Source organism: Ensifer adhaerens, from assembly GCF_002940685.1.
GTDB classification, from domain to species: Bacteria; Pseudomonadota; Alphaproteobacteria; order Rhizobiales; family Rhizobiaceae; genus Ensifer; species Ensifer adhaerens_E.
Genome location: NZ_PNFP01000004.1, coordinates 80,837 through 104,294, shown reverse-complemented (window position 1 = coordinate 104,294; position 23,458 = coordinate 80,837). Strand labels below are relative to the sequence as shown.

17 protein-coding genes and 3 tRNA genes are annotated in these 23,458 nt (G+C 61.6%); 13 read left to right on the top strand and 7 right to left on the bottom strand.

Translation table 11 applies throughout. The features are described 5' to 3' along the window. The first annotated feature begins 280 nt into the window (after positions 1 to 280). A complete protein-coding gene (locus tag C1A35_RS09120; RefSeq protein ID WP_104664024.1) occupies positions 281 to 910 on the top strand; it encodes a MarC family protein in 630 nt (209 codons plus the stop codon). A 93-nt stretch (positions 911 to 1,003) separates the two neighbouring features. Here the strand turns inward: C1A35_RS09120 and C1A35_RS09115 are convergent, their stop codons facing one another. Beyond that, positions 1,004 to 1,561 (bottom strand): single-stranded DNA-binding protein, encoded by a 558-nt coding sequence (locus C1A35_RS09115; RefSeq protein ID WP_104664023.1) that lies wholly within the window; start codon positions 1,559 to 1,561, stop codon positions 1,004 to 1,006. Between the two features lie 279 nt (positions 1,562 to 1,840). Between C1A35_RS09115 and uvrA the strand changes: the two genes are divergently transcribed. The 5 genes from uvrA to C1A35_RS09090 all read left to right on the top strand — a co-directional run bounded on the left by uvrA (position 1,841) and on the right by C1A35_RS09090 (position 11,693). Continuing rightward, positions 1,841 to 4,762, top strand: a complete 2,922-nt coding sequence (gene uvrA, locus C1A35_RS09110) for an excinuclease ABC subunit UvrA (RefSeq protein WP_104664022.1) — start codon at positions 1,841 to 1,843, stop codon at positions 4,760 to 4,762. 42 nt (positions 4,763 to 4,804) lie between these two features. Further along, positions 4,805 to 5,260 (top strand): GNAT family N-acetyltransferase, encoded by a 456-nt coding sequence (locus C1A35_RS09105; RefSeq protein ID WP_234822838.1) that lies wholly within the window; start codon positions 4,805 to 4,807, stop codon positions 5,258 to 5,260. A gap of 42 nt (positions 5,261 to 5,302) precedes the next feature. Beyond that, the gene (locus C1A35_RS09100; protein ID WP_104664355.1) at positions 5,303 to 6,106 is read left to right on the top strand and encodes a DUF72 domain-containing protein; all 804 of its coding nucleotides are present in this window, start codon (positions 5,303 to 5,305) and stop codon (positions 6,104 to 6,106) included. A 785-nt stretch (positions 6,107 to 6,891) separates the two neighbouring features. Then, complete coding sequence (locus C1A35_RS09095; protein ID WP_104664021.1) at positions 6,892 to 10,689, top strand: vitamin B12-dependent ribonucleotide reductase; 3,798 nt, start codon at positions 6,892 to 6,894, stop codon at positions 10,687 to 10,689. A gap of 341 nt (positions 10,690 to 11,030) precedes the next feature. Then, positions 11,031 to 11,693, top strand: coding sequence for a hypothetical protein (locus C1A35_RS09090; RefSeq protein ID WP_104664020.1), 663 nt, complete (start codon positions 11,031 to 11,033; stop codon positions 11,691 to 11,693). Between the two features lie 149 nt (positions 11,694 to 11,842). Here C1A35_RS09090 and C1A35_RS09085 read toward each other — a convergent pair whose 3' ends face one another. Together C1A35_RS09085 and adhP are read right to left on the bottom strand one after the other, a co-directional pair. Beyond that, positions 11,843 to 14,191, bottom strand: a complete 2,349-nt coding sequence (locus C1A35_RS09085; protein WP_104664019.1) for an ethanolamine ammonia-lyase — start codon at positions 14,189 to 14,191, stop codon at positions 11,843 to 11,845. Positions 14,192 to 14,395: 204 nt separating this feature from the next. Beyond that, the gene (gene adhP / locus C1A35_RS09080) at positions 14,396 to 15,421 is read right to left on the bottom strand and encodes an alcohol dehydrogenase AdhP (protein ID WP_104664018.1); all 1,026 of its coding nucleotides are present in this window, start codon (positions 15,419 to 15,421) and stop codon (positions 14,396 to 14,398) included. 479 nt (positions 15,422 to 15,900) lie between these two features. Between adhP and C1A35_RS09075 the strand changes: the two genes are divergently transcribed. The 4 genes from C1A35_RS09075 (at position 15,901) to lexA (ending at position 18,178) form a co-directional block, all read left to right on the top strand. Continuing rightward, a complete protein-coding gene (locus C1A35_RS09075) occupies positions 15,901 to 16,329 on the top strand; it encodes a GNAT family N-acetyltransferase (RefSeq protein ID WP_104664017.1) in 429 nt (142 codons plus the stop codon). A gap of 117 nt (positions 16,330 to 16,446) precedes the next feature. Beyond that, positions 16,447 to 16,522, top strand: a tRNA-Ala gene (locus C1A35_RS09070). Between the two features lie 308 nt (positions 16,523 to 16,830). Beyond that, on the top strand, positions 16,831 to 17,127 hold the full coding sequence (locus C1A35_RS09060) for a hypothetical protein (protein ID WP_104664015.1): 297 nt from the start codon (positions 16,831 to 16,833) through the stop codon (positions 17,125 to 17,127). 328 nt (positions 17,128 to 17,455) lie between these two features. Next, positions 17,456 to 18,178: a transcriptional repressor LexA gene (lexA, locus tag C1A35_RS09055; protein ID WP_104664014.1), complete on the top strand. Its 723-nt coding sequence runs from the start codon at positions 17,456 to 17,458 to the stop codon at positions 18,176 to 18,178. Between the two features lie 87 nt (positions 18,179 to 18,265). Here lexA and C1A35_RS09050 read toward each other — a convergent pair whose 3' ends face one another. From C1A35_RS09050 to C1A35_RS09035, 4 genes are all read right to left on the bottom strand, one after another. After that, on the bottom strand, positions 18,266 to 18,607 hold the full coding sequence (locus C1A35_RS09050) for a hypothetical protein (RefSeq protein ID WP_440271512.1): 342 nt from the start codon (positions 18,605 to 18,607) through the stop codon (positions 18,266 to 18,268). A gap of 203 nt (positions 18,608 to 18,810) precedes the next feature. Further along, positions 18,811 to 18,884, bottom strand: a tRNA-Cys gene (locus C1A35_RS09045). Positions 18,885 to 19,036: 152 nt separating this feature from the next. Then, positions 19,037 to 19,771 (bottom strand): thermonuclease family protein, encoded by a 735-nt coding sequence (locus C1A35_RS09040; RefSeq protein ID WP_199772895.1) that lies wholly within the window; start codon positions 19,769 to 19,771, stop codon positions 19,037 to 19,039. Between the two features lie 224 nt (positions 19,772 to 19,995). Then, positions 19,996 to 20,289: a hypothetical protein gene (locus C1A35_RS09035; RefSeq protein ID WP_104664354.1), complete on the bottom strand. Its 294-nt coding sequence runs from the start codon at positions 20,287 to 20,289 to the stop codon at positions 19,996 to 19,998. A gap of 158 nt (positions 20,290 to 20,447) precedes the next feature. Between C1A35_RS09035 and C1A35_RS09030 the strand changes: the two genes are divergently transcribed. From C1A35_RS09030 to C1A35_RS09020, 3 genes are all read left to right on the top strand, one after another. Beyond that, positions 20,448 to 20,522: transfer RNA gene (locus C1A35_RS09030), tRNA-Asn, on the top strand. Between the two features lie 98 nt (positions 20,523 to 20,620). Further along, on the top strand, positions 20,621 to 22,084 hold the full coding sequence (locus tag C1A35_RS09025) for a cryptochrome/photolyase family protein (RefSeq protein ID WP_104664011.1): 1,464 nt from the start codon (positions 20,621 to 20,623) through the stop codon (positions 22,082 to 22,084). An 86-nt stretch (positions 22,085 to 22,170) separates the two neighbouring features. Continuing rightward, on the top strand, positions 22,171 to 23,424 hold the full coding sequence (locus C1A35_RS09020) for an SAM-dependent methyltransferase (RefSeq protein ID WP_104664010.1): 1,254 nt from the start codon (positions 22,171 to 22,173) through the stop codon (positions 23,422 to 23,424). Positions 23,425 to 23,458 lie beyond the last annotated feature (34 nt).

The following is a 23,458-nucleotide window of genomic DNA, read 5'->3' as shown; positions in this document are numbered from 1 at the left end:
ATTCGATAATCCGCCCCGGGTCCGATGAGCCGCACAGCAGTTGTGAACAGTCTTTTGCCGCCGGAGCAGGCTTTTCTAGGGCATCGCGCCGGAAATCGGAAGGCCCCGGCCGACAATCACCGCGACGTCGCCGCTTTCAGTCCCGCTTGCGACAAGAAAATGCTCATTAAGTCATTGCTGAGACTTTGTTTGCCGCCCTCTTCCCAAGCTCGCACCGCTTGCCTAACAATGCCCCATGCCACCGGGAAAACCCGGGGCGAAAATCCGGAAGGGGAAACGGATGTTCAATGTCGACCTGTTGGTCAATGCACTCACCACGCTTCTCGTCACGCTCGATCCGCCGGGGCTTGCGCCGATCTTCCTGAGCCTGACGGTCGGCCTCAGCCGCCAGGAACGCTTTCAGGTGGCCACGCGCGGCTCGCTGATCGCCTTCTTCATTCTCGCGGCCTTTGCACTCTTCGGCAACAGCATCCTCGGCCTGCTCGGCATTTCGATCGGTGCCTTCCGCATTGCCGGCGGGCTGCTGCTCTTCTGGATCGCGTTCGAGATGATTTTCGAGAAGCGGCAGGAGCGCAAGGAAAAGACCGGCGAGAACGCGACGGTCAAGGATCACATCCACAACATCGCGGTGTTTCCGCTCGCCCTGCCGCTGATTGCCGGGCCGGGCGCGATTTCGGCGACGATCCTGCTTGCGGGTTCGTTCCCGACGGCCGTCGAGCGCACGCAGCTCCTGATCGTCATCGCGCTGTCGATGCTCAGCCTGTTTCTGGCACTGGTGATCGCCGAACGCGTCGACCGCTTCCTCGGGGTCACCGGCCGCGCCATCCTCACCCGCCTGCTCGGCGTCATCCTCGCGGCACTTGCTGTGCAGTTCGTCGTCGACGGGGTCAAATCGGCGATGGCCCTATAGAACGGCGGGCTGCCAGAACCGCAGCGGAAACCCGCAACGAAAAACGCCCCGTCGCAAGGACGGGGCGTTTTCGTCAAAAGGATCCGATTGCGATCAGAACGGAATATCGTCGTCCATGTCGCGCGAGAAGCCGCCGCCCTGGCCGCCTTGACCACCCTGACCACCGCCAGAGCGTCCGCCGCCGGAGGACTGGCGCGGCTGGTCGTAGTCGTCGTAGCCACCGCCGCCGCCACCATAGTTGCCGCCGCCAAAGTCGCCAGCTCCACCGCCGCCACCGCGGCTGACGCCGCCGCCCTCACCGCGACCGTCAAGCATGGTCAGCGTGGAGTTGAAGCCCTGCAGCACGACTTCGGTCGAATAACGATCGTTGCCGTTCTGGTCCTGCCACTTGCGGGTCTGCAGCGCGCCTTCGATGTAGAGCTTGGCGCCCTTCTTGACGTACTGCTCGACGACCTTGCAGAGACCCTCGTTAAACACCACCACCTGGTGCCACTCGGTCTTTTCCTTGCGCTCGCCGCTGTTGCGGTCGCGCCAGGTCTCGGAAGTGGCGATGCGCAGGTTGGCAATCGGCCGGCCGTCCTGCGTGCGCCGGATTTCCGGGTCTGCCCCGACATTTCCGATCAAGATTACCTTGTTGACGCTTCCAGCCATGTTGCTTTTCCCGTGGTTTCACCGGACCATCGGCCCGGCTTCGAATTTCAAGAGCGCGCATCTTAGCGGCCTGATGCTACCGATACGCCCCGCCTCGCACATAATCCACAACAGTTTTGGTCGTTTTATGGACGATTTGTTCTTTATTTGTTCTAGTATTTGACTATGATCCTGTCAACCGACTCGAATTGGCCGCCTCATTTGCCGATTGCGCCTCGACATGGGCGCTAGCGTCATTACATAGGGGGCTTTCAACCGACATGCAAAAGCTGGCTTCCGATGAGTGAACTCAAAACCATCTCCATTCGTGGTGCGCGCGAGCACAATCTGAAAGGCATCGACCTCGATCTGCCGCGCAACAAGCTGATCGTGATGACCGGCCTTTCCGGCTCCGGCAAGTCGTCGCTTGCCTTCGATACGATCTATGCCGAGGGCCAGCGACGCTATGTCGAGAGCCTGTCGGCCTATGCGCGCCAGTTCCTGGAAATGATGCAGAAGCCGGATGTCGACCAGATCGACGGCCTGTCGCCGGCGATCTCGATCGAGCAGAAGACGACCTCGCGCAACCCGCGCTCGACGGTCGGAACTGTGACCGAAATCTACGACTACATGCGTCTGCTCTTTGCGCGCGTCGGCGTGCCCTATTCGCCGGCGACGGGGCTTCCGATCGAAAGCCAGACGGTCAGCCAGATGGTCGACCGGGTGCTCGACTTCGGCGAAGGCACGCGCCTCTATATCCTTGCGCCGCTCGTACGCGGCCGCAAGGGCGAGTACAAGAAGGAACTCGCCGAGCTGATGAAGAAGGGCTTCCAGCGCGTCAAGGTCGACGGCACCTTCTACGAGATCGCCGAGGTCCCGGCGCTCGACAAGAAGTACAAGCACGACATCGACGTGGTGGTCGACCGCGTCGTCGTCCGGCCCGATCTCGCCTCGCGCCTTGCCGACAGCCTGGAGACCTGCCTGACGCTCGCCGATGGCCTTGCAGTCGCCGAATTCGCCGACAAGCCGCTGCCGCCCGAGGAGACCGCTGCCGGCGGCTCGGCCAACAAGTCGCTCAACGAAACCCACGAGCGCGTGCTGTTTTCGGAGAAATTCGCGTGCCCGGTCTCCGGCTTTACGATCTCCGAGATCGAGCCGCGGCTGTTCTCGTTCAACAACCCCTTCGGCGCCTGCCCGACCTGCGACGGTCTCGGCAGCCAGCAGAAGATCGACACGGCGCTGATCGTGCCGGAAGAGCACCGCACACTGCGCGACGGCGCGATCGCGCCGTGGGCCAAGTCTTCCTCGCCCTATTACAACCAGACGCTGGAAGCGCTCGGCAAGGTCTTCGGCTTCAAGCTCGGCAATCGCTGGAACGAACTGTCGGCTGCTGCCCAGAACGCGATCCTGCACGGAACGGAAGAAAAGATCGTCTTCCACTACGAAGACGGCGCGCGCTCCTACAACACCACCAAGAACTTCGAGGGCATCGTGCCCAATCTCGAGCGCCGCTGGAAGGAAACCGACAGTGCCTGGGCGCGCGAGGAAATCGAGCGCTACATGTCGGCCGCCCCCTGCCCGGCCTGCGCCGGCTTCCGCCTGAAACCCGAGGCGCTCGCGGTCAAGATCAATGCGCTGCATATCGGCCAGGTGACCGAGATGTCGATCCGCATCGCGCGCGACTGGTTCGAGGCGCTGCCGGAGCATCTCAATGCCAAGCAGAACGAAATCGCAGTCCGCATCCTGAAGGAAATCCGAGACCGCCTGCGCTTCCTCAACGATGTCGGTCTCGAATATCTGAGCCTCTCGCGCAACTCCGGCACCTTGTCGGGCGGCGAAAGCCAGCGCATTCGCCTGGCCTCTCAGATCGGCTCGGGCCTGACCGGCGTTCTCTACGTGCTCGACGAGCCGTCGATCGGCCTGCACCAGCGCGACAATGCCCGCCTGCTCGAAACGCTCCGTCATCTGCGCGACATCGGCAACACGGTGATCGTGGTCGAGCACGACGAAGACGCGATCCTGACCGCCGACTATGTCGTCGATATCGGCCCGGCCGCCGGCATCCACGGCGGCGAGGTCATCGCGCAAGGCTCGCCGTCCGACGTCATGGCCAACCCGAAATCGCTGACAGGCAAGTATCTCTCCGGCGAGCTTTCGGTGGCCGTGCCTGCCGAGCGGCGCAAGCCGAAGAAGAAAAAGGAAATCACCGTTGTCGGCGCCCGCGCCAACAACCTGAAGAACGTTACCGCTTCGATCCCGCTCGGCGTCTTCACCGCCGTCACCGGGGTTTCCGGCGGCGGCAAGTCGACCTTCCTGATCGAGACGCTCTACAAGGCGGCTGCCCGCCGCATCATGGGTGCACGCGAAAATCCGGCCGAGCACGATCGCATCGACGGCTTCGAGCATATCGACAAAGTGATCGATATCGACCAGTCGCCGATCGGCCGCACGCCGCGTTCGAACCCGGCGACCTATACCGGCGCCTTCACCCCGATCCGCGACTGGTTCGCCGGTCTTCCAGAGGCGAAAGCGCGCGGCTATCAGCCGGGTCGCTTCTCCTTCAACGTCAAGGGCGGCCGCTGCGAAGCCTGCCAGGGCGACGGCGTCATCAAGATCGAGATGCACTTCCTGCCGGATGTCTACGTCACCTGCGACGTCTGCCACGGCAAGCGCTACAACCGCGAAACGCTCGACGTGCACTTCAAGGGCAAGTCGATCGCCGACGTGCTCGACATGACCGTCGAGGAAGGCGTCGAGTTCTTCGCTGCCGTCCCTTCGGTGCGCGACAAGCTGGTGACGTTGAACCAGGTCGGTCTCGGCTATATCAAGGTCGGCCAGCAGGCCAACACGCTCTCGGGCGGCGAGGCCCAGCGCGTCAAGCTCGCCAAGGAATTGTCGAAGCGTTCGACCGGACGCACGCTCTATATTCTCGACGAGCCGACCACCGGCTTGCATTTCCATGACGTAGCCAAGCTTCTTGAAGTTCTGCATGAGCTGGTCAACCAGGGCAATTCGGTCGTCGTCATCGAGCACAATCTCGAAGTCATCAAGACCGCCGACTGGGTCATCGACTTCGGCCCTGAAGGCGGTGACGGTGGCGGCGAGGTCATCGCCAAGGGCACGCCCGAGGACGTGGTCATGGAGAAGCGTTCCTATACCGGCCAGTTCCTCAAGGAGCTTCTGGAGCGCCGCCCAATGAAGAAGGTCGAGGCGGCGGAGTGAGCGCCCTCACGCCGTTCGGCGGCCACAGGGAGTGATCGCGGCATGATGCGGCCTGCTCGCCTGGAGGATCTGGCGGCTGTGCAAAGCCTGACGGAGGCGGCTTACGAACCCTATCGGGCGCTGCTCGGCGGGCCGCCGCTTCCAGTCACCGAGGACTACGCGCCTCGCATTCTTCGCGACGAGGTCTGGCTTCGGGAGCGAAGTGAGGTTGTCTCGGCACTTGCCGTTTTCGAGCGGCATGCCGATCACCTGATGATCTTCAGCCTTGCCGTTGCCCCTGACTGCCAGGGTCAGGGGATCGGCATCGAGTTGCTGCGCTTCGTCGACGCCAAGGCGGCCGCGTGGGGCTTGCCGGAGGTGCGGCTCTACACCAATTCACGCATGGAGCGAAACATCGCGCTCTATCGCGCCTATGGATTTCAAGAAACGGGTCGCCGACCCAATCCCTATCGTCCAGGGTGGACACTCGTGGACATGACGAAATCGATCACGGACTGACAAGCACGCGACCATATGCAGGTCGCTGTCGAGGAGGATGGCATGGCAAAATCCGGAACGATCCGCGCTGGCATCGGCGGCTGGACCTTCGAGCCCTGGGAGGGCACCTTCTATCCCGAGACTCTGTCGAAGAAGCGGCAGCTCGAATATGCCGGCAAGGAGCTGCGGGCGATCGAGGTAAACGGCACCTATTACTCCTCGCAGAAGCCGGAGACCTTCGCCAAATGGGCCTCGGAAGTCCCTGACGATTTCATCTTTTCGCTGAAGGCGAGCCGCTTCGTCACCAACCGCAAGGTTCTCTCGGAAGCCGGTGAATCCATGGAGCGTTTTCTGACGCAGGGGTTGACCGAGCTCGGGCCGCATCTCGGGCCGATCCTGTGGCAGTTCGCGCCGACGAAGAAGTTCGAGCCGGAGGATTTCGAAGGCTTCCTGAAGCTCCTGCCGGCAGAGCAGGACGGTTTGCCGCTTCGCCACGTGGTCGAGGTGCGCAACCCGACCTTCCAGACGCCGGACTTTGTTTCGCTTCTGGAGAAGTACAAGGTTGCCGTCGTGCTCGCCGAGCATGCGGACTATCCGATGATCGCCGACGTGACAGCCGATTTCGTCTATCTCCGCCTGCAGAAAGGCAGCGACGATATCAAGACCTGCTATGCCGCCGACAAGCTCGACCTGTGGGCCGAGCGGGCCAAGACCTTTGCCGCGGGCGACGAGCCGAGCGAACTGGAAAAGAGCGCGCCCGATCGCAAGGCCAAGAAGGAAGCGCGCGACGTGTTCGCCTTCTTCATTACCGAAGGCAAGGTGAATGCACCGAACGGCGCGCGCGAACTGCAAAAGCGCGTCGCTTGACATCAGCCTGGGCTAGGTGCGCGTGGACGCGCATCTGGCTTCCCTCCACGCCGCATCGCGTGCCACGGCCAATCGACACCATATTCAGGCTGGTCGCAGGGGCCATCGCGTTCGTCCGCAGACCGCGATTCTGGCTCCCTTGGCGAAGCAAACCGCACTCTTGCGATCCCGCTAAAAAACGAATCACTGCCCCACCCCATATCGTTTTCGCCGACGCAACCAAGCTTGCCGTAACGGACAGTTTTTATGCGGGTTTTTACCCGTCAAAATTTCGTTTGCGCGCCGACCGTTGCGTCAGTCTCACAGGCAACCTCCGGAAGTGCCTGATTTTCATGGAGTTGGTCGATGTCCCCGTTTTCCACAGCTCGTCCACACAACATCTAGGGCTCAAACTTCCGTCACAAACCACCCCTTGACGCCCCCGGACGATTCACGGTTAATGGATTTCACGTTGCAACGGCGGCGGACCGGATTGTTCAAGTCCCGGTTCCTCTCCCCAAATCGGCGGTTCTGACAGGCGGCAGTCATGGATTTCACCATGCGGTCGCCCTGAGGATTTCTGTGCGCTCTTTTGGGTCCACCGGGGCAACATTTGGCTGGCATGAAGAAGCTGTTGATACTATATTTAGTATTTGCAGCCAGCCTATCTCACAAGATACAGGGTCACCCAGGAATGGGTTTCCCTCCAAAGACGGAAGCTGAGACTGGTTGCGGGATGCCCTCGCGACCGGGCGGGGACAATTGCGCCTTTCGCGGGCGCGAGGCAACACGAAGGACAAGGGACAATGAAGATCGAACGTCGTTTCACCAAGGCCGGGCAATCCGCCTATGCGGAGATCGAATTCCGCAAGGCTACGAGTGAAATCAAGAACCCCGATGGTTCGATCGTTTTCCGCCTGGCCGATATCGACGTTCCGGCGCAGTTCAGCCAGGTTGCCGCCGACATTCTCGCCCAGAAGTATTTCCGCAAGGCTGGCGTTCCCGCCAAGATGAAGCGCGTCGAGGAGAACGATGTCCCCTCCTTCCTCTGGCGCTCGGTTCCCGACACGGATGCGCTGAAGGCGCTGCCGAAGGAAGAGCAGTACGGTTCCGAAACCGATGCCCGCCAGGTCTTCGATCGCCTGGCCGGCACCTGGGCCTACTGGGGCTGGAAGGGCGGCTACTTCGATACCGAAGAAGACGCCTCCGCCTTCCAGGACGAACTCGCCTATATGCTTGCCACCCAGCGCGTCGCCCCGAACTCGCCGCAGTGGTTCAACACCGGCCTGCACTGGGCCTATGGCATCGACGGTCCCGGCCAGGGCCACTTCTACGTCGACCCCTTTACCGGCAAGCTGACCAAGTCCAAGTCGGCCTATGAGCATCCGCAGCCGCATGCCTGCTTCATCCAGTCGGTCGGTGACGATCTCGTCAACGAAGGCGGGATCATGGATCTCTGGGTGCGTGAAGCGCGCCTGTTCAAGTACGGCTCGGGCACCGGCTCCAACTTCTCGTATCTGCGCAGCGAAGGCGAAAAGCTTTCGGGCGGCGGCAAGTCCTCGGGCCTGATGTCGTTCCTGAAGATCGGCGACCGCGCTGCAGGCGCAATCAAGTCGGGCGGCACCACCCGCCGCGCCGCCAAGATGGTCGTCGTCGACATCGACCATCCGGACATCGAGGAATACATCAACTGGAAGGTCAAGGAAGAGCAGAAGGTTGCAGCCCTCGTCACCGGTTCCAAGGTCGTCGCCAAGCACCTGAAGGCGATCATGAAGGCCTGCGTCAACTGCGACGGTACCGACGACGCCTGCTATGACCCGAAGCAGAACCCGGCGCTGAAGCGCGAGATCCGCGCTGCCAAGCAGGCGCTGGTTCCGGAAAACTACGTCCAGCGCGTCATCCAGTTCGCCAAGCAGGGCTACAAGGACCTCGAGTTCAAGACCTACGACACCGACTGGGATTCGGAAGCCTACCTCACGGTTTCGGGCCAGAACTCCAACAATTCGGTCTCGATCAAGGACGACTTCCTGCGCGCCGTCGAGGCCGATGGCGACTGGCACCTGACCGCCCGCAAGGACGGCCGCGTGCTGAAGACGCTCAAGGCCCGCGACCTCTGGGAGTCGATCTCCTACGCCGCCTGGGCGTCGGCCGATCCGGGCCTGCACTTCAACACGACGATGAACGACTGGCACACAAGCCCGGCCGCCGGCCCGATCCGCGCGTCGAACCCGTGCTCGGAATACATGTTCCTCGACGACACCGCCTGCAACCTCGCCTCGCTGAACCTGATGACGTTCAAGGATGCGGCGACCAAGCGCATCAACATCGCCGATTACGAGCATGCCGTCCGTCTCTGGACCATGGTCCTCGAAGTCTCGGTCATGATGGCGCAGTTCCCGTCCCGCGAGATTGCCGAACTTTCCTACGAATACCGTACGCTCGGCCTCGGCTACGCCAATATCGGCGGCCTCCTGATGTCGTCGGGCATCCCCTATGACAGCGCCGAAGGCCGCGCCATCGCCGGTGCGCTGACCGCGATCATGACCGGTGTCTCCTACGCCACCTCGGCCGAGATGGCCGAGAAGCTCGGTCCGTTCCCGGGCTTTGCCCCGAACCGCGACAACATGCTGCGCGTCATCCGCAACCACCGCCGCGCCGCCTATGGCGAGACGACCGGTTACGAGGCGCTCTCGGTCAACCCGGTCGCCCTCATCCATGGCGACAATCCGGACCAGGACCTCGTCATCCACGCCATGAGCGCATGGGACAAGGCGCTGGAACTCGGCGAAAAGCACGGCTACCGCAACGCCCAGGCAACGGTTATCGCGCCGACCGGCACGATCGGGCTTGTCATGGACTGCGACACGACCGGCATCGAGCCCGACTTCGCGCTCGTCAAGTTCAAGAAGCTCGCCGGCGGCGGCTACTTCAAGATCATCAACCGCGCGGTTCCCGAAGCGCTGCGCTCGCTCGGCTATGGCGAAAGCCAGATCGCCGAGATCGAGGCCTACGCAGTCGGCCACGGCAACCTGAACCAGGCGCCGGCGATCAACCCGTCGACGCTGAAGGCCAAGGGCTTCACCGACGAGAAGGTGGAAGCGGTCAACGCCGCGCTGAAGAGCGCGTTCGACATCAAGTTCGTCTTCAACCAGTGGACGCTTGGCGCCGACTTCCTGAAGGGCACGCTGAAGGTCACCGACGAACAGCTCGGCGCGATGGACTTCAACCTGCTCGACCACATGGGCTTCACCAAGAAGGACATCGAGGCGGCCAACATCCACGTCTGCGGTGCGATGACGCTCGAAGGCGCGCCGTTCCTGAAGAACGAGCACCTGCCGGTCTTCGATTGCGCCAACCCCTGCGGCAAGATCGGCAAGCGCTACCTGTCGGTCGAAAGCCACATCCGCATGATGGCGGCTGCCCAGCCGTTCATCTCGGGCGCGATCTCCAAGACGATCAACATGCCGAACGAGGCGACCGTCGAGGATTGCAAGAACGCCTACATGCTCTCCTGGAAGCTGGCACTGAAGGCGAACGCTCTTTATCGCGACGGCTCCAAGCTTTCGCAGCCGCTCAACGCCTCGCTGATCGAAGACGACAAGGACGAGGATGCGCTGGAGGATCTGATCCAGGCGCCGGCCGCCGCCCAGGCCGTCACCATCACCGAAAAGATCGTCGAGCGCGTCATCGAGAAGGTGATCCGCGCCCGCGAAAAGCTGCCGAACCGCCGCCAGGGCTACACCCAGAAGGCCGTCGTCGGTGGCCACAAGGTCTATCTGCGCACCGGCGAATTTGGTGACGGCCGCCTCGGCGAGATCTTCATCGACATGCACAAGGAAGGTGCTGCCTTCCGCGCGATGATGAACAACTTCGCGATCGCCATCTCGCTCGGCCTGCAGTATGGCGTGCCGCTCGAAGAATATGTGGAGGCCTTCACCTTCACCAAGTTCGAGCCGGCCGGCATGGTCCAGGGCAACGACGCGATCAAGAACGCGACGTCGATCCTCGACTACGTCTTCCGCGAACTGGCGGTCTCCTATCTCGGCCGCCACGACCTTGCCCATGTCGACACCTCCGACTTCGGCAACACGGCGCTCGGCAAGGGCATCCAGGAAGGCAAGACCAACCTGATCTCGACCGGCTGGACCCGCGGCTACAAGCCGACCATCGTCGGCGGCACCGGTGACCGGGCCTCCAGCGAGCCGAAGGGCTCGTCGACGGGAGCGCCCGCCCGCGCCTCCTCGGGTTCTACCGTAACGGCGATCGCCGGCAACACGGTGCGCAAGCTGGAAACGACGACCTCGATCGCCACCTCGGAAATCGTCGCTTTCAAGCGCGACTATGAAGAACGCGCTGCGGAACTGGCCGAAGAGGTCGCCACCGAAGTCGAGCAGGAAGTGACCGCCCTCTTCTCCGACAAGGCCGCCGCCGAAGCGGCATCGGCCAAGTCGGACGCCAAGAAGGTGGAAGCCGAACGCCGCGCCCGCTCGATCATGCAGGGCTACACCGGCAACATGTGCACCGAGTGCCAGAACTTCACGATGGTGCGCAACGGCACCTGCGAGAAGTGCGACACCTGCGGCGCAACGAGCGGTTGCAGCTAAGATTTTGTGGTGGTGCTGCCCATCCGAACGCTGCTCACGGGCAGGTTTGGGTGCAGATCGACAAAATCGCTCCAAGCGCTTCCGGGCAGGCAACTGCCCGGAAAGTTATTGAGGAACAAATAGGAAACTAAGTCCGTCCTCGATGACACGACTGGTAGACGAATCTGAAATACAAAAGCCGAACCCCTGTCAGGATTCGGCTTTTGATACCACGAACAAGCACTGAGGCCCTCGTGGGGCGAAGACGAGAAGCTCTCCACCCTGTAGCAAAGGCATTATACGGAGAGTCGGATCTAAAAGTCGAGTTGGGCTTCAGAGGTTATCAACGAAAAGGATGAGCGATGTCTCAGACTCCGACGATCGGCTTCTCGGCCTTCCTGAAAATCATAAACTCCAACCCTAAGCCTCAAAGACGCATCGTTCGTGAACGGTATGTTCCGAGCGAAGGTGGCTATGACTACCACAAGAGCTTGAGGCAACGTATTCGTCAAATCGCATTTGATGGAATTTCGCCGACGGCCGCGTTGGCTTCCGTGACGCAGATTAAAAAAACACCCGAACGCGAGTCGGCGAAGCGCGGCCTGTTGCGCTTCTTCCAATGGCGGCACGTTAATCCAGGCCCCCTAAGCGCTTGCGATGGGTTGATTTACAACAGCCCAAAAAGCTTGTTCAAGGTCAACTTCACTCCGGATTTTCTGTTGGAGATCAACGGGCGACGCACTGCGGTACATGTTTGGAATACGAAGCATCCACTCACTGCGACTCTCGTGCTCGCGGCTCTGTCTACCGTTGCGACGCGTTATCCGGTTGAAAACCGCCCTGACGATTTCGCCGTTTTATCCCTACAAGACGGCTCCATGTACCGTTGGTCAGATTCCGACAAGCCTACCGCTGCCTTAGGTGAGAAGTTGCTTGAGCTTATTGATCGGCAGTGCGAGCTCGCTCGCTTCGAGCTCGGTCTTCCGGCCGCTACGGGCCCAGAGAGGCCGACGCCCCGTCCATAAGGGAATCCTTTTGCCAAGCCTCAATAGGGCAACGACTACAATGCCACTAGGCCGCGTATATGCGGACCGCCTGGCAAATTCCCTGGCGCGGTGCTTGCGCCAGGGAATTTACTGATGGCATTTCGGTTCACTGCGTTCCGAGAGGGCGATCAACCAAATCGCCGACTGCCGTTCACGTCCTTGCCGATGATCTCCCGGATAATGGTCAAGGTTTCCTTCGCCGCCTCCTTGGGTGCAAGTGCTGTGTCGGCGACGTTGCTGACCAGCTTCGTCATATCGTGATCGATATCCTTCTCAGCCCAACGCTTTCCCTTCGCTACGGTGATGTAGACCGAGTAGGCGTGGTGCATGGTTCCGGGCCGTTCGCCGATGATGTGGAGAATTCCTCGAAACGTGTTGGGATCGGCGTCGGCAAACAGCATCTCGCCAATCCGGTAGCCGGCCCGTACTCGGCCGCTGGTGACCAGGATGTTCTTGTCGCTCACCGAGACGCCGGCAGCACCGAGCAGCCTGCGCATTTCCTCCAGATAGGGCGAAAGATGGCCGTCATCCATGATGGCCTTGGCGTTCAGACCATCTGAAATGACGATCTGGCCCTTGGGCATATCGCCTTTCCAGGACGTCCTGATCGCGTCAATCGCCCTGACGGATTCCGGGCTCAGCGTTTCTCCGGTGGTCGGGTGCGCGATGTAGTCGTTGCGGTCCTTGGAGAGGGTGCGGACCGGCACGACGCCGGGTACGGCGGCGACAAACTCCGGTGTGAGCTCGGCCCACAGAGATTGCTTGGCGTCGTCATACAGGCCCCTCACTTTCGTCGCGAGCGCCGGGTTGAGATCCCAGATCTTGTCTCCATGTCCTGTCGCCAGGTCGACGCCTCTCGCTTCGACTGCCTCCATCATCAGCCTGCCTTCGGCATAGACAGCGTCCTTGGCCCGCTTGTCACCCTTGGCGAGGCGGTACTGGTAATAGACCCAGAGGGGGTCTCCGTAATTTGACGTATAGCTGTTGTCGCTGGCGACGATCCCGATGCGCTTGTAGAAATCCCACATCGCATCGTTGACCTTGAAGCCGAATTTCTCCCTCACACGCACGTGGTCCTGAAATGCGGTCGTGAGATAGCTCAGCATCGGGTCGTTCTTGGTGGGCAAGGCGATCAGATAGGCGGGATTTGCCGGCATGATCTGGTCCTGGCACCAATCGAGATCGTCCAGGCTGACCGTCATGTGCAGGGTTGTGCAGATATCGAGGCCGATGGTCAGCCCGTGGAGCTTGCCCATGACCATGTCTTCGAGGCAGCACCGGACGAGCTGTTCGCGGCTCTTGAAGACCTCCGGCCCGATGAAGCCGGCAACATCGTTGACATGGAGCCATGCGCCCTTGGGCTGCACCTTCGCAAGCTCCATGCCGATCGCTCTGCTGAACCCATACTTTCGCGACTCGAGCACCATCATGTCGACGCCGTTTGCCACGCCGTTGGTGAACTCCGAGCCCTGCCCCGTCTCGAAGTAGAGACCATACCTTTCCCCTGCCTTCGCGCTTGCATACTTCAGGATCTTGTCATTGGTGATGTCGAAAATCTTGTTGCAGTCATCCGTTCCGGCGAGGCTCTGGAACACGGTCGCGACCGTCCCCGGGAAACGATCGCTCACCTCGCCCTGGACGTCGATATGGGCCAGCACACACCAGGGAATGACGTCGACCAGCTTGAAGGTATCCACAATGTCCTTGAGCGCCCGCTCCACCGTAACGACGCTGTCCACGGTGCTGTCGACCGGGTTCGTGCCGATGACGATGTCGCCGGTCGCATAGGAAAACGCGTCGAAGACCTGCCACATGATGTCCTCGGGGTGATCCGTCGGCGAATTCGGCTGGATACGCGCGCCCATGTACCCCTTGGCTCCCAGCTTGGTGCCGGGCATGACATTGAAGATCTTCTGGCTGACGGAGATCAGTTCCTCATTGCTCATGAGCTTCGGCACGCAGCCGATGGTATCGCTGGTCAGACCATTCATGACCGCTTTGATCTCTTCTTCCGATTTGGTCAGCAGAAATGCCTTCAGCTGGCCCATGGTCCAGTTCTTGACTTTTTCATGCTGGGCCTTGTCCGTGGTCTGCCAGATCAGTCGTTGCAGATCGTCCTCAAGCAGCGGGTGCTGGTGAAGGTCTCCGATCTTCGTATTCGCAAGGAGGGTCCGGGCATTCGCGCGCGCCGCGTCATTTTCAGCGGCGACCCCGATCGTCTGATCGCCTTCCTTGAACGCGTTCGCACACCCCAGCACCTGTCTGTAAGTCGTCTCGTCAAACCCGCCCTTGATCCTGCTGACGTAGGCAAAGATGTCCTCGCCCTGCTTCACTTCATCGATCACAAGCGTGCCTGCGCCCGGCGCTGCGCGGGCAGCGTGGCTGTATGTGGCGAGCGTGGCCGCCGCAGTCCCTGCCACCAACAGGAGATCTCGTCTCGACAGAGTGTGCTGATCCAGGACCATGCCCTTGCTCATTGCCATCTCCATTCTACAGAAGGTCTATTGGCATTCACTGGACGGCCCCGTTGTGGGTGGTTGCTTGAGAGGGCGCACAGACTGGCGCGCAACACATGCTCCACTCAGGGTGTCAACGCAGGCCCGCGGCTTCCTCGATCGAGACGGCACCGTTCCACTGAAGCACGAAACGGCTCCCCGCCCGGACCTGCAGGTCCGCGCCGGCTACTGCAGGCTCATTACAATGCGACCGTCGATCTTTCCGGCTTCCATCCGGTGGAAGATGTCGTTGATGTTTTCCAGGCTGTCCCATGAGAAATGCGGCGCCACCTTGCCTTCAGCAGCAAACTGCAGCGATTCCTCCAGGTCCTGGCGGGTACCGACGATCGATCCACGCACGGTGATGCGCTTCAGAACCGTTTCGAAAACCGGCATCGAGATCATCCCGGGGGGCAGGCCGACGAGCGCCATCGTTCCCCGCGATCGCAGGAATCCGAACGCCTGTTCCATCGCCGCAGGCGAAACCGCGGTTACGAGCGCTCCGTGCACTCCGCCGGTCGCTCTGGTTACCTGCTCGATGGCATCCTTCGTCTTGCCGTTGACTGTAATGTCGGCGCCCAGCCGCCTTGCCAGCGCCAGCTTGTCGTCGAAGATGTCGGCGGCGACCACATGCATGCCCATCGCCTTTGCATACTGTACCGCCATGTGGCCAAGACCGCCGATGCCGGAGATGGCGACCCATTCCCCGGGACGGACTTCCGTTTCCTTCAGCCCCTTGTAAACGGTTACTCCGGCGCACAGAACCGGCGCAGCAGGACCGAACTCCAGTGCGTCAGGCAGGCTGCCAACGAAGTCCGGATCCGCCAATCCGTACTCGGCAAACGTTCCATTGACCGAATATCCGGTGTTCGACTGAGACGCGCAAAGTGTCTCCCAACCGGTGCGACAATGCGGGCAATAACCACAGGCGCTGTGAAGCCAGGGAACGCCCACCCTGTCCCCCTCCTTCACTCGCATGACGCCGGCACCGACCGCCGCGACATAGCCAACGCCTTCGTGCCCTGGAATGAACGGCGGGCTCGGTTTCACCGGCCAGTCTCCATTGGCAGCATGAAGGTCGGTATGGCAGACGCCCGTCGCTTCATACTTGACGAGGATCTGACCCGCCTGCGGCGTGGGCATCGCCGCTTCCTCAATCACAAGGGGGGCGCGGAACTGCCGAACGACGGCCGCCTTCATCGTCTTGGCCATTGCTGATCCTCCTCCAAATCGCCAGGCCACGGAGAGGCCTCCCAGGGGGACTGTGGGCCGGCAGGCGTCTGTTTCGGATACGGAATGCTGTACGCTCGCACGGATGCCGTCGATGTTCGCAACCGGCATTCGGGCGTCATTCGTGGCTCGCGCACGACAAGGATCCTGCGGGGCCGGATGCGTTACCGTCAGCTGCAAGGGTAAACCCGCCGGCATGGTTCGACAATGGCTCCCCGTGCGCGAGGGCGTGGCCTACTGTAGCATACGGCGGCACAAGCCACAGGTGCCTCCAGAAACATGCGGGGTTCTGCATAAGATCTGGCGGCCACAAGGAAAAATCCAAGCCTCCGCCGAGGCAGCTTGCCATCCGGAACAAAACATGAATACCATCCCTGCTTGTGCATCGAGTGAGCGGACACCGGCCGAAAGGCTCCGCTTTGTGTGGCAATCAGCGGTCAGACACGAACAGGGGTTTCTCCATGCCTGCTCCCCTAATGGACATCATCCTCGACGACCCGAACAGAGAGGACCTGCGCGGTATCGTCGCGCCGCTCGACGCCTACAACGACGCCCAAAGCGGCATGGCCGATCTGCCCGGTTTTGCGATCGTTCTTCGCGACCCCGAGACGAAGGCTGCAACCGGGGGGCTCTATGCGACGGACGGCTATGGCTGGGCCTTCATCCGTTATCTCGCCGTTCCCGACGAGTACCGCGGCCAGGGCCTCGGCCGGCGCCTGATCGAGCAAGCGGAGAAGATCGCGCGGGATCGAGGCTACATCGGCCTTTGGCTCGATACTTTCGAGTTCCAGGCGCGGCCTTTCTACGAGAAACTGGGCTTCGAAGTCTTTGGTGAACTGGAAGGCGGAAATGGCGCGATTGCGCGATACTTCCTGAAGAAACGGTTCTGAAGTCTTGCGCCCGCGGGAACCCGAAGAGGAGGACGCACCGCGTCGGCCGTACGCCGGCTCTCTGCCGCGCGGAAAATGTTGACAGGCTCGACGGCTGTCGTGTTGACTGGTCGAGATGGGGCCGTAGCTCAGTTGGGAGAGCGCCGCAATCGCACTGCGGAGGTCGAGGGTTCGACTCCCTTCGGCTCCACCAGAAAGACCGCATCTCCTACCCTGTCGCCGCCCATTGACCGGGCCGGCCTTCATTCCTCGGACTTGCGCCCTTCATCGGCGATGATCTCGTCGACAGCGCGCTGGCACTTCATCCTTCGCGCACCCCATGCGGAACCGCCACGACGAGCTTGCAATGGAGCGGCTGGCGCAAATCGGACACAGCCTGCAGGCAAAGAGCTGTTGAACACGACGGAGTGAACGCCAAGCTTGCTGGACTTCGGAACGAAAGCACGGTTCAGATCGTTAACCGACCCGTAGTCCCACCCCTTCATCAAGTGGACGATCACCGTGCTTGCCGCCCTGCTCCTCGCTTCGATAGTCGCATCGCCCAATATGCCTGACGTCAAGCTCAGTGCCGCAACGGTGGACGAACTCCAGACCGATTTCGAACGGGCGGTGCCGTGCCATCAGATCGATGGGCGCAATGTGTGGAAGGGCGCGCTCGCGTTCTACATTCAGTCGTTCGTCTATGACGGCGACACGCCTGTTGCGACCGACGCGGCCGACGCGGTGCTTCCGGAAGACAACGACGCCGAGACGGTGAAGGAGTTCGAAGACGCCTGCTCCGCCTCGCAGCCGACCTAAAGCGCGCCGCGATCGTGCAGGTTTACTCGGTGCGCTTGAATTCATGATTTGAGCCTGACGCGACCGCTTTGCGCTTTCACGCGGCACGCCCTTGGTCTTTCCCAACCAGCATGGCGATTCGTTCGAATCGCGGCGTGACCGGCCGCGTCTGGTGCCATTTGGCCCACAACCGCCGCCCAAACCTGCCCTGCTCCCGCAAAAGTGACCGATCGGCGCCCATAGAAGCGGTCAATTGCCAGAGTTCACGGAATTTTAGGCACTTGCGGAACACATATGGAACAGATAGTGTCTGTTCTTGATTTGTTTCACGCCTCTGGAGCGACGTGCCATGCTGACCCGCAAGCAACAGGAATTGCTTCTGTTCATTCACGAACGCATGAAGGAGTCGGGCGTCCCGCCGTCATTCGACGAAATGAAGGATGCGCTCGACCTGGCGTCGAAGTCCGGCATCCACCGTTTGATCACCGCGCTCGAGGAACGCGGGTTCATTCGCCGGCTGCCGAACCGGGCGCGCGCGCTCGAGGTCATCAAGCTTCCGGAAGCCTACGCCGCCGGCCAGCAGCAACCGCGCAGAGGCTTCTCGCCGAGCGTGATCGAGGGCAGCCTCGGCAAGCCACCGGCCGCCGCTCCTGCCGCGCCGAAGCCGGCGCCGGTCGCCGAAAGCACGTCCGTGTCGGTTCCCGTGATGGGGCGCATCGCCGCCGGTGTGCCGATCTCGGCAATCCAGAACAACACCCACGACATTACCATTCCGCTCGACATGATCGGCAACGGCGAGCATTACGCCCTGGAGGTGAAGGGCGATTCGATGATCGAGGCCGGCATCTTCGACGGCGATACCGTGATCATCCGCAACGGCAACACGGCCAATCCCGGCGATATCATCGTGGCGCTGGTGGACGACGAGGAAGCGACGCTGAAGCGCTTCCGCCGCAAGGGCGCATCGATCGCGCTCGAGGCTGCCAACCCCGCCTATGAGACGAGAATCTTCGGGCCGGACCGGGTGAAGATCCAGGGCAAGCTCGTCGGGCTCATCCGCCGCTACCATTGAGTTTCCGGCAGAACGCCGAATCAAGAGAGCCTCGCCGCCGAAAGCGGCGAGGCTCTTTCTGTTTTAGGCGATCCGAAGCCGAGCCGCTTATTCGTGGATCGTGTATTCGCCGAGTTCGCAGAGGTCCTGTGTGTCCTCGGTCGTATCGAGGGCCGAGCCTTCCTCGAACTCGAATCGCATGTCGTATTTGCAGACGTCCCGCCCGTCAGCGATGGTGATCTCCATGCTCTCGCCGGGGTTTAGAACCTGCCGACCGAAAACATCGTCTTCCCACTCGTTGACCCCGACCGGCGAGGTGTAGAAGTTCGTCAGCACCGCGCTGGTGTTGTTCTTCAGCTGAAATACCAGGTCTTCCGCGCGCGCGGCATCGGCGGTCGCCGCGAAACACGCCAACGCCGTCAGGATCAGTCTCTTTTTCATTGATGCCATTGCCTCCGTTCTTAATGTTTACGGACGCTACCGACGCGGCTGATCTCAGCGGAGTCATCGTTCCCCCTCTACCGAATTCACCGAAGCGATAAGATCCGACGGAGATATAGAAGATGTGGCTTGTGCGGACGTGGGGCGGCAAACATCGACCGCGCTGCACGAAGGCAGAACACAAATCCGAACTAAAATGAGGTGAATTTATTTGGAGGCCTCGCCCGGAATTGAACCGGGGTACAAGGATTTGCAGTCCTCTGCGTCACCACTCCGCCACGAGGCCTCACAGCTCGGATAACCGAGCGTTGGCGCGGATTTAGAATGATTGCAGAAAAACCGCAAGAGGCATTTTCCGAAAAACGCGCCGCCGATTTGTGAGACAGATACTTTCCACAGAACGATCGACAATTTCGGCCGAGCGTGTCCCGACTGATTTCAGCACCACGGTGTCGCCCTCCCTTCCCATGGGCGCACAAGCCCCTCGGAAACGAGCACGCGCCCGAGGGACTGATCGCCGCGGGTAACCAGGCGCAGCTTTTCGCCTGCCTTTGCATCCTGCCGGTTGCCGGCGGCCACCAGCCTGAAATCGCCCGCGTTCAACAATTCGCGCAGACGCTGCTTGGCGTAGAATCCGCGCGAACGTTCCTTGTCGCAGCTCGCCTGGCGAATTCGCGGTGCATCGACGTCGGCCACGCGGATCGTCTCGCCGTGAAAGACGAAGGTGGCGCCGTCGATCACGCAGTTGTCGTTGCGAATGCCGCAGAAATAGAACTGGTCGGTGCGGATGGACGCCGTCTTCACCTCTTCGTTCGGCCGCACGACGGGAGTTGGCGGCGTGACGCCGACATTCACCGACGGCACCGGGGCGGCAAGCGCGACCTTCGTGACCGGGTTCGGCTTCGGATTCGACTTGTGCCTGTCGGCCTGCTGCGCGACACGCTCCTGCGCATGCGGAACCGAGCGCGCGGGCTTCGGTCTCGTTTCCGAACGCGACGCAAAGGCCACCACATCGGAAACCACCGGCCAGTGCTTGAGTTCGGCACGATGGTCATAGGCCATCACGCCGCCAAGGGTCAGCGCTGCAGCCAGATACCACGGCGCCATTCCGCCCTGTTTGCTGCTGCTGCGGCCCGAACTGCGGCGTCGACGTTTCGTAGTGGCTTTGGCCATCGGTCCTCATCCTGATTCGAGACCGCATTATGCGTTTGATGCGTTGCCGAAAAGTTTTCGAGAGCTCCCCAACAGAAAGGGAGACCCTGTGAACTCGGTTCATTTGCCACGCGGGACCACAATCGCCAGCGGGAGATTCGGGATTGAAGTGCGAGGCACCGGGATTCGGGAGCACTCTGCCGCGTTACGCCCCGGCAGGAAGCCGTACGGAGGCGGTGCCGTGGTCAGGAGTTCTTCGAGGAATTGGCCTTCCCGCGCCAGCGCGCCCACCAGACGGCCAGGCGGCGGCGGCGGCGGCGAACGGAGGGGATGTCATGAGAAAGCACGATCAGGCCCAACGGTATCATCCAGAAGCCGAGCACCGGCAGAAAGCCGAGAAACCCGCAGAGCACCAGCAGCGAGCCCAAGAGAATACGCAGCAACGGTGATTCCGGCAGGCTAATGCGCCATTTGCCCAGCACGATCTGTCGTGTCTGCGGATCAATGCCGAAATGCGTCTGCTTCCTGTTTTTATTCATCATTCCCTATCCGGCGTGTTTTCCCACAATTGGGGGCTTCTCCACAGCCTCGCAACGGAACTTGTCATTTTTTTTGAAAAATCGCTTGGCAAATCAGAAAAGCATGCGTATTAGCAGCCTCACTTCTGAAGCGCACAGCACAACAGCGGCGCGGATGATCCCTGGTAGCTCAGCGGTAGAGCATTCGACTGTTAATCGACAGGTCGCCGGTTCGAATCCGGCCCGGGGAGCCAGTTTCGAAAAGAGCCATTTGCAGCGATGCGAATGGCTCTTTTTCATTTTGCACCTATGTTCACCGGGTGATCAATCCCCAACCTCCCGATGGTTCTTCATGACAAAGGCCGCGGCGCCGCCCATCATCGTCTGGTTCCGCAAGGATCTCCGCCTTGCAGACAATCGCGCCCTGTCGGCCGCAGCGGGCGAAGCCCCTGTCATCCCCCTCTACATCCGGGAACCCACCGATAGCGGCAACGGCCCGCTTGGCGCGGCACAGCAGTGGTGGCTGCACCATTCGCTCGAGGCGTTGGGCACGAGCCTCGCGCAGCATGCGTCCCGGCTCATTCTTCGTTCCGGCGACCCGCTGGACGTGATCGTCGAAATAACGCGGGCGAGCGGCACGGAGCGCGTCTACTGGAATCGGCGCTACGACCCGAGCGGCGTTGCCACGGATAGCGTGCTCAAGAAGGCGCTCGCCGACAGGGGCATCATCGCCGAGAGCTTTTCCGGGCAGCTTTTGCATGAACCGATGCGATTGCTGACAACGACGGGCGGGCCCTACCGGGTGTTTACGCCGTTCTGGCGCGCGCTCGGATCCAAGAGCGAGCCGGCGCCTCCGATCGACCGGCCGCGCCGCATCGCGGCGCCGGAAACCTGGCCGCAGTCGGATCGTCTCGACGACTGGTCGCTGTTGCCGACAAATCCCGACTGGGCGGCGACATTCAGCGAGATCTGGACGCCGGGCGAAGAGGGTGCGACCGCCCGCCTCGAAGAATTCGTCGACGAAAGGCTCGACGGCTACAAGGATCGCCGCGACTATCCCGATGCGGACGGCACGTCCCTGCTCTCGCCTCACCTCGCCTTCGGAGAAATTTCGCCGGCGCAAGCCTGGCATGCGGCGGCAAGGCCCCAGGCCGAAAGCGGCGAAGGCGCGGCCACCTTCCGCAAGGAGCTCGCCTGGCGCGAGTTCTCCTATCATCTGCTGTTTCATTACCCGGAGTTGCCGCGCCGCAATCTCGATCGTCGATTCGATCGTCTCGATTGGCTGGACCACGAGGACGACTTCGCCCGCTGGACCAAGGGGCTCACCGGTTACCCGATCGTCGACGCCGGCATGCGTCAGCTCTGGCGCCACGGATACATGCACAACCGCGTGCGCATGATCGTCGCCTCGTTTCTGATCAAGGACCTCCTGGTCGATTGGCGCAAGGGAGAGGCCTGGTTCCGCGACACGCTGGTCGACGCGGATCCGGCCAACAATGCCGCAAGCTGGCAATGGGTGGCCGGATCAGGCGCGGACGCCGCGCCGTTCTTCCGAATCTTCAACCCGATCCTCCAGGGCGAAAAGTTCGACCCCGACGGTCTCTATGTGAAGCGCTTCGTTCCGGAACTGGAGCGCCTCCACCCGCGCTACGTCCATCGCCCCTTTGCGGCGCCGGCCCCAGCCCTTGCCGAAGCCGGCATCGAACTTGGCGCGACCTATCCGAAACCGATCGTCGACCATGCCGTCGCACGGGATCGGGCACTGGCAGCCTTCCGGCAGATCACAAGCGCACCGGGAGATTCCGGGAAGACATAGAGCCCTCCGGTAGAAATCCGCAGTTGGCGTATGGCGCGATTGCGGCTAGGCTCACGCTACGGATGCAACAGCTGAGGGGGTGGTGTATGCGTAACCTGGAAGCCGATTTTGCCGCATTCGAGGGTGCGGTGGAGCTCTCCTCCGACAATCTGGCGACGGCCGTGCGGGACTTTCCGCTCAAGGCGCGGCTGGTGCTTGGCGCCTTGGTGCACCTTCAGGTGGGGACGCTGATGCTCTCCACGCCCGACGGCCGCAAACTGATCATCAACGGTACCAGGGTCGGCCCCCGCGCCATACTCAACCTCAACAACTGGAACCTGCCACAGCGCGCCATCTCAGGCGGCACGATCGGGGCTGCGGAAAGCTATATCGACGGCGACTGGGACAGTCCCGATGTCGGCGCCTTTCTCGAACTGTTCCTCGTCAACGCCGAAATCGGCAGGAACTTTCCGAACCGTGCGCGCGGGCTTCTGCGCCTATTCGACAAGTTCCTGCACTGGCGCAATGCCAACACCCATTCGGGCGCACGACGCAACATCTCGGCCCATTACGATCTCGGCAACGCCTTCTACAGCGAGTGGCTGGATCCGAGCATGACCTATTCGTCCGCCCTCTACGCTACGGGCGCCAACGATCTCCGCTCGGCGCAGAGGGCCAAATACCGCGCGCTCGCCGAGGCGACGAACCTGCGCACTGGCGATCATGTGCTTGAGATCGGCTGTGGCTGGGGCGGTTTTGCCGAGTTCGCGGCAACGGAAATCGGCTGCAGGGTCACCGGCCTGACGATCAGCCGCGAACAGCTGGCCTTCGCGCGCGAGCGCATGCAGCGTGCGGGCCTTGCCGACCGCGTCGAACTGAAGTTCCAGGACTATCGCGAGGAAAAAGGTACCTACGACCGCATCGTCTCGATCGAGATGTTCGAGGCCGTCGGCGAAAAATTCTGGGCGACCTATTTCTCGCAGCTGAAGCGATGCCTGAAGCCGGGCGGCAAGGCCGGTCTGCAGATCATCACCATCAAGCCCGAAGCCTACGAGGAGTACCGCTCCAACCCCGATTTCATCCAGAAATATGTCTTTCCGGGCGGCATGCTGCCGACGCGCGAGCATCTGGTCGAACTTGGCCGCAACGTCGGCTTGCGCATGATCAACGACTTCGGCTTCGGTGGCGACTATGCCCGCACGCTTGGCGAATGGCGGGAACGGTTCTGGTCGGTCTGGAACCGGCTAGAGCCGCTCGGCTTCGACCTGCGCTTCAAGCGGCTGTGGGAGTTCTACTTCTACTACTGCGAGGCCGGGTTCCGCGCCCGCAACATCGACGTCCGGCAGATCGTCTTCGAGTAAGCGCACGCGGCACGGCTTTACCGCGTCACCCGTA

Excerpts from the sequence above, each read along its gene's own strand:
- C1A35_RS09025 (WP_104664011.1), top strand. The coding sequence starts at position 20,621 with ATGACAAAGGCCGCGGCGCCGCCCATCATCGTCTGGTTCCGCAAGGAT.
- C1A35_RS09050 (WP_440271512.1), bottom strand. The coding sequence starts at position 18,607 with ATGGCATCAATGAAAAAGAGACTGATCCTGACGGCGTTGGCGTGTTTC.
- C1A35_RS09095 (WP_104664021.1), top strand. The coding sequence starts at position 6,892 with ATGAAGATCGAACGTCGTTTCACCAAGGCCGGGCAATCCGCCTATGCG.
- C1A35_RS09085 (WP_104664019.1), bottom strand. The coding sequence starts at position 14,191 with ATGAGCAAGGGCATGGTCCTGGATCAGCACACTCTGTCGAGACGAGAT.
- adhP (WP_104664018.1), bottom strand. The coding sequence starts at position 15,421 with ATGGCCAAGACGATGAAGGCGGCCGTCGTTCGGCAGTTCCGCGCCCCC.
- C1A35_RS09020 (WP_104664010.1), top strand. The coding sequence starts at position 22,171 with ATGCGTAACCTGGAAGCCGATTTTGCCGCATTCGAGGGTGCGGTGGAG.
- C1A35_RS09075 (WP_104664017.1), top strand. The coding sequence starts at position 15,901 with ATGCCTGCTCCCCTAATGGACATCATCCTCGACGACCCGAACAGAGAG.
- C1A35_RS09040 (WP_199772895.1), bottom strand. The coding sequence starts at position 19,771 with ATGGCCAAAGCCACTACGAAACGTCGACGCCGCAGTTCGGGCCGCAGC.
- C1A35_RS09105 (WP_234822838.1), top strand. The coding sequence starts at position 4,805 with ATGATGCGGCCTGCTCGCCTGGAGGATCTGGCGGCTGTGCAAAGCCTG.
- C1A35_RS09100 (WP_104664355.1), top strand. The coding sequence starts at position 5,303 with ATGGCAAAATCCGGAACGATCCGCGCTGGCATCGGCGGCTGGACCTTC.
- C1A35_RS09115 (WP_104664023.1), bottom strand. The coding sequence starts at position 1,561 with ATGGCTGGAAGCGTCAACAAGGTAATCTTGATCGGAAATGTCGGGGCA.
- uvrA (WP_104664022.1), top strand. The coding sequence starts at position 1,841 with ATGAGTGAACTCAAAACCATCTCCATTCGTGGTGCGCGCGAGCACAAT.
- C1A35_RS09035 (WP_104664354.1), bottom strand. The coding sequence starts at position 20,289 with ATGAATAAAAACAGGAAGCAGACGCATTTCGGCATTGATCCGCAGACA.
- lexA (WP_104664014.1), top strand. The coding sequence starts at position 17,456 with ATGCTGACCCGCAAGCAACAGGAATTGCTTCTGTTCATTCACGAACGC.
- C1A35_RS09090 (WP_104664020.1), top strand. The coding sequence starts at position 11,031 with ATGTCTCAGACTCCGACGATCGGCTTCTCGGCCTTCCTGAAAATCATA.
- C1A35_RS09120 (WP_104664024.1), top strand. The coding sequence starts at position 281 with ATGTTCAATGTCGACCTGTTGGTCAATGCACTCACCACGCTTCTCGTC.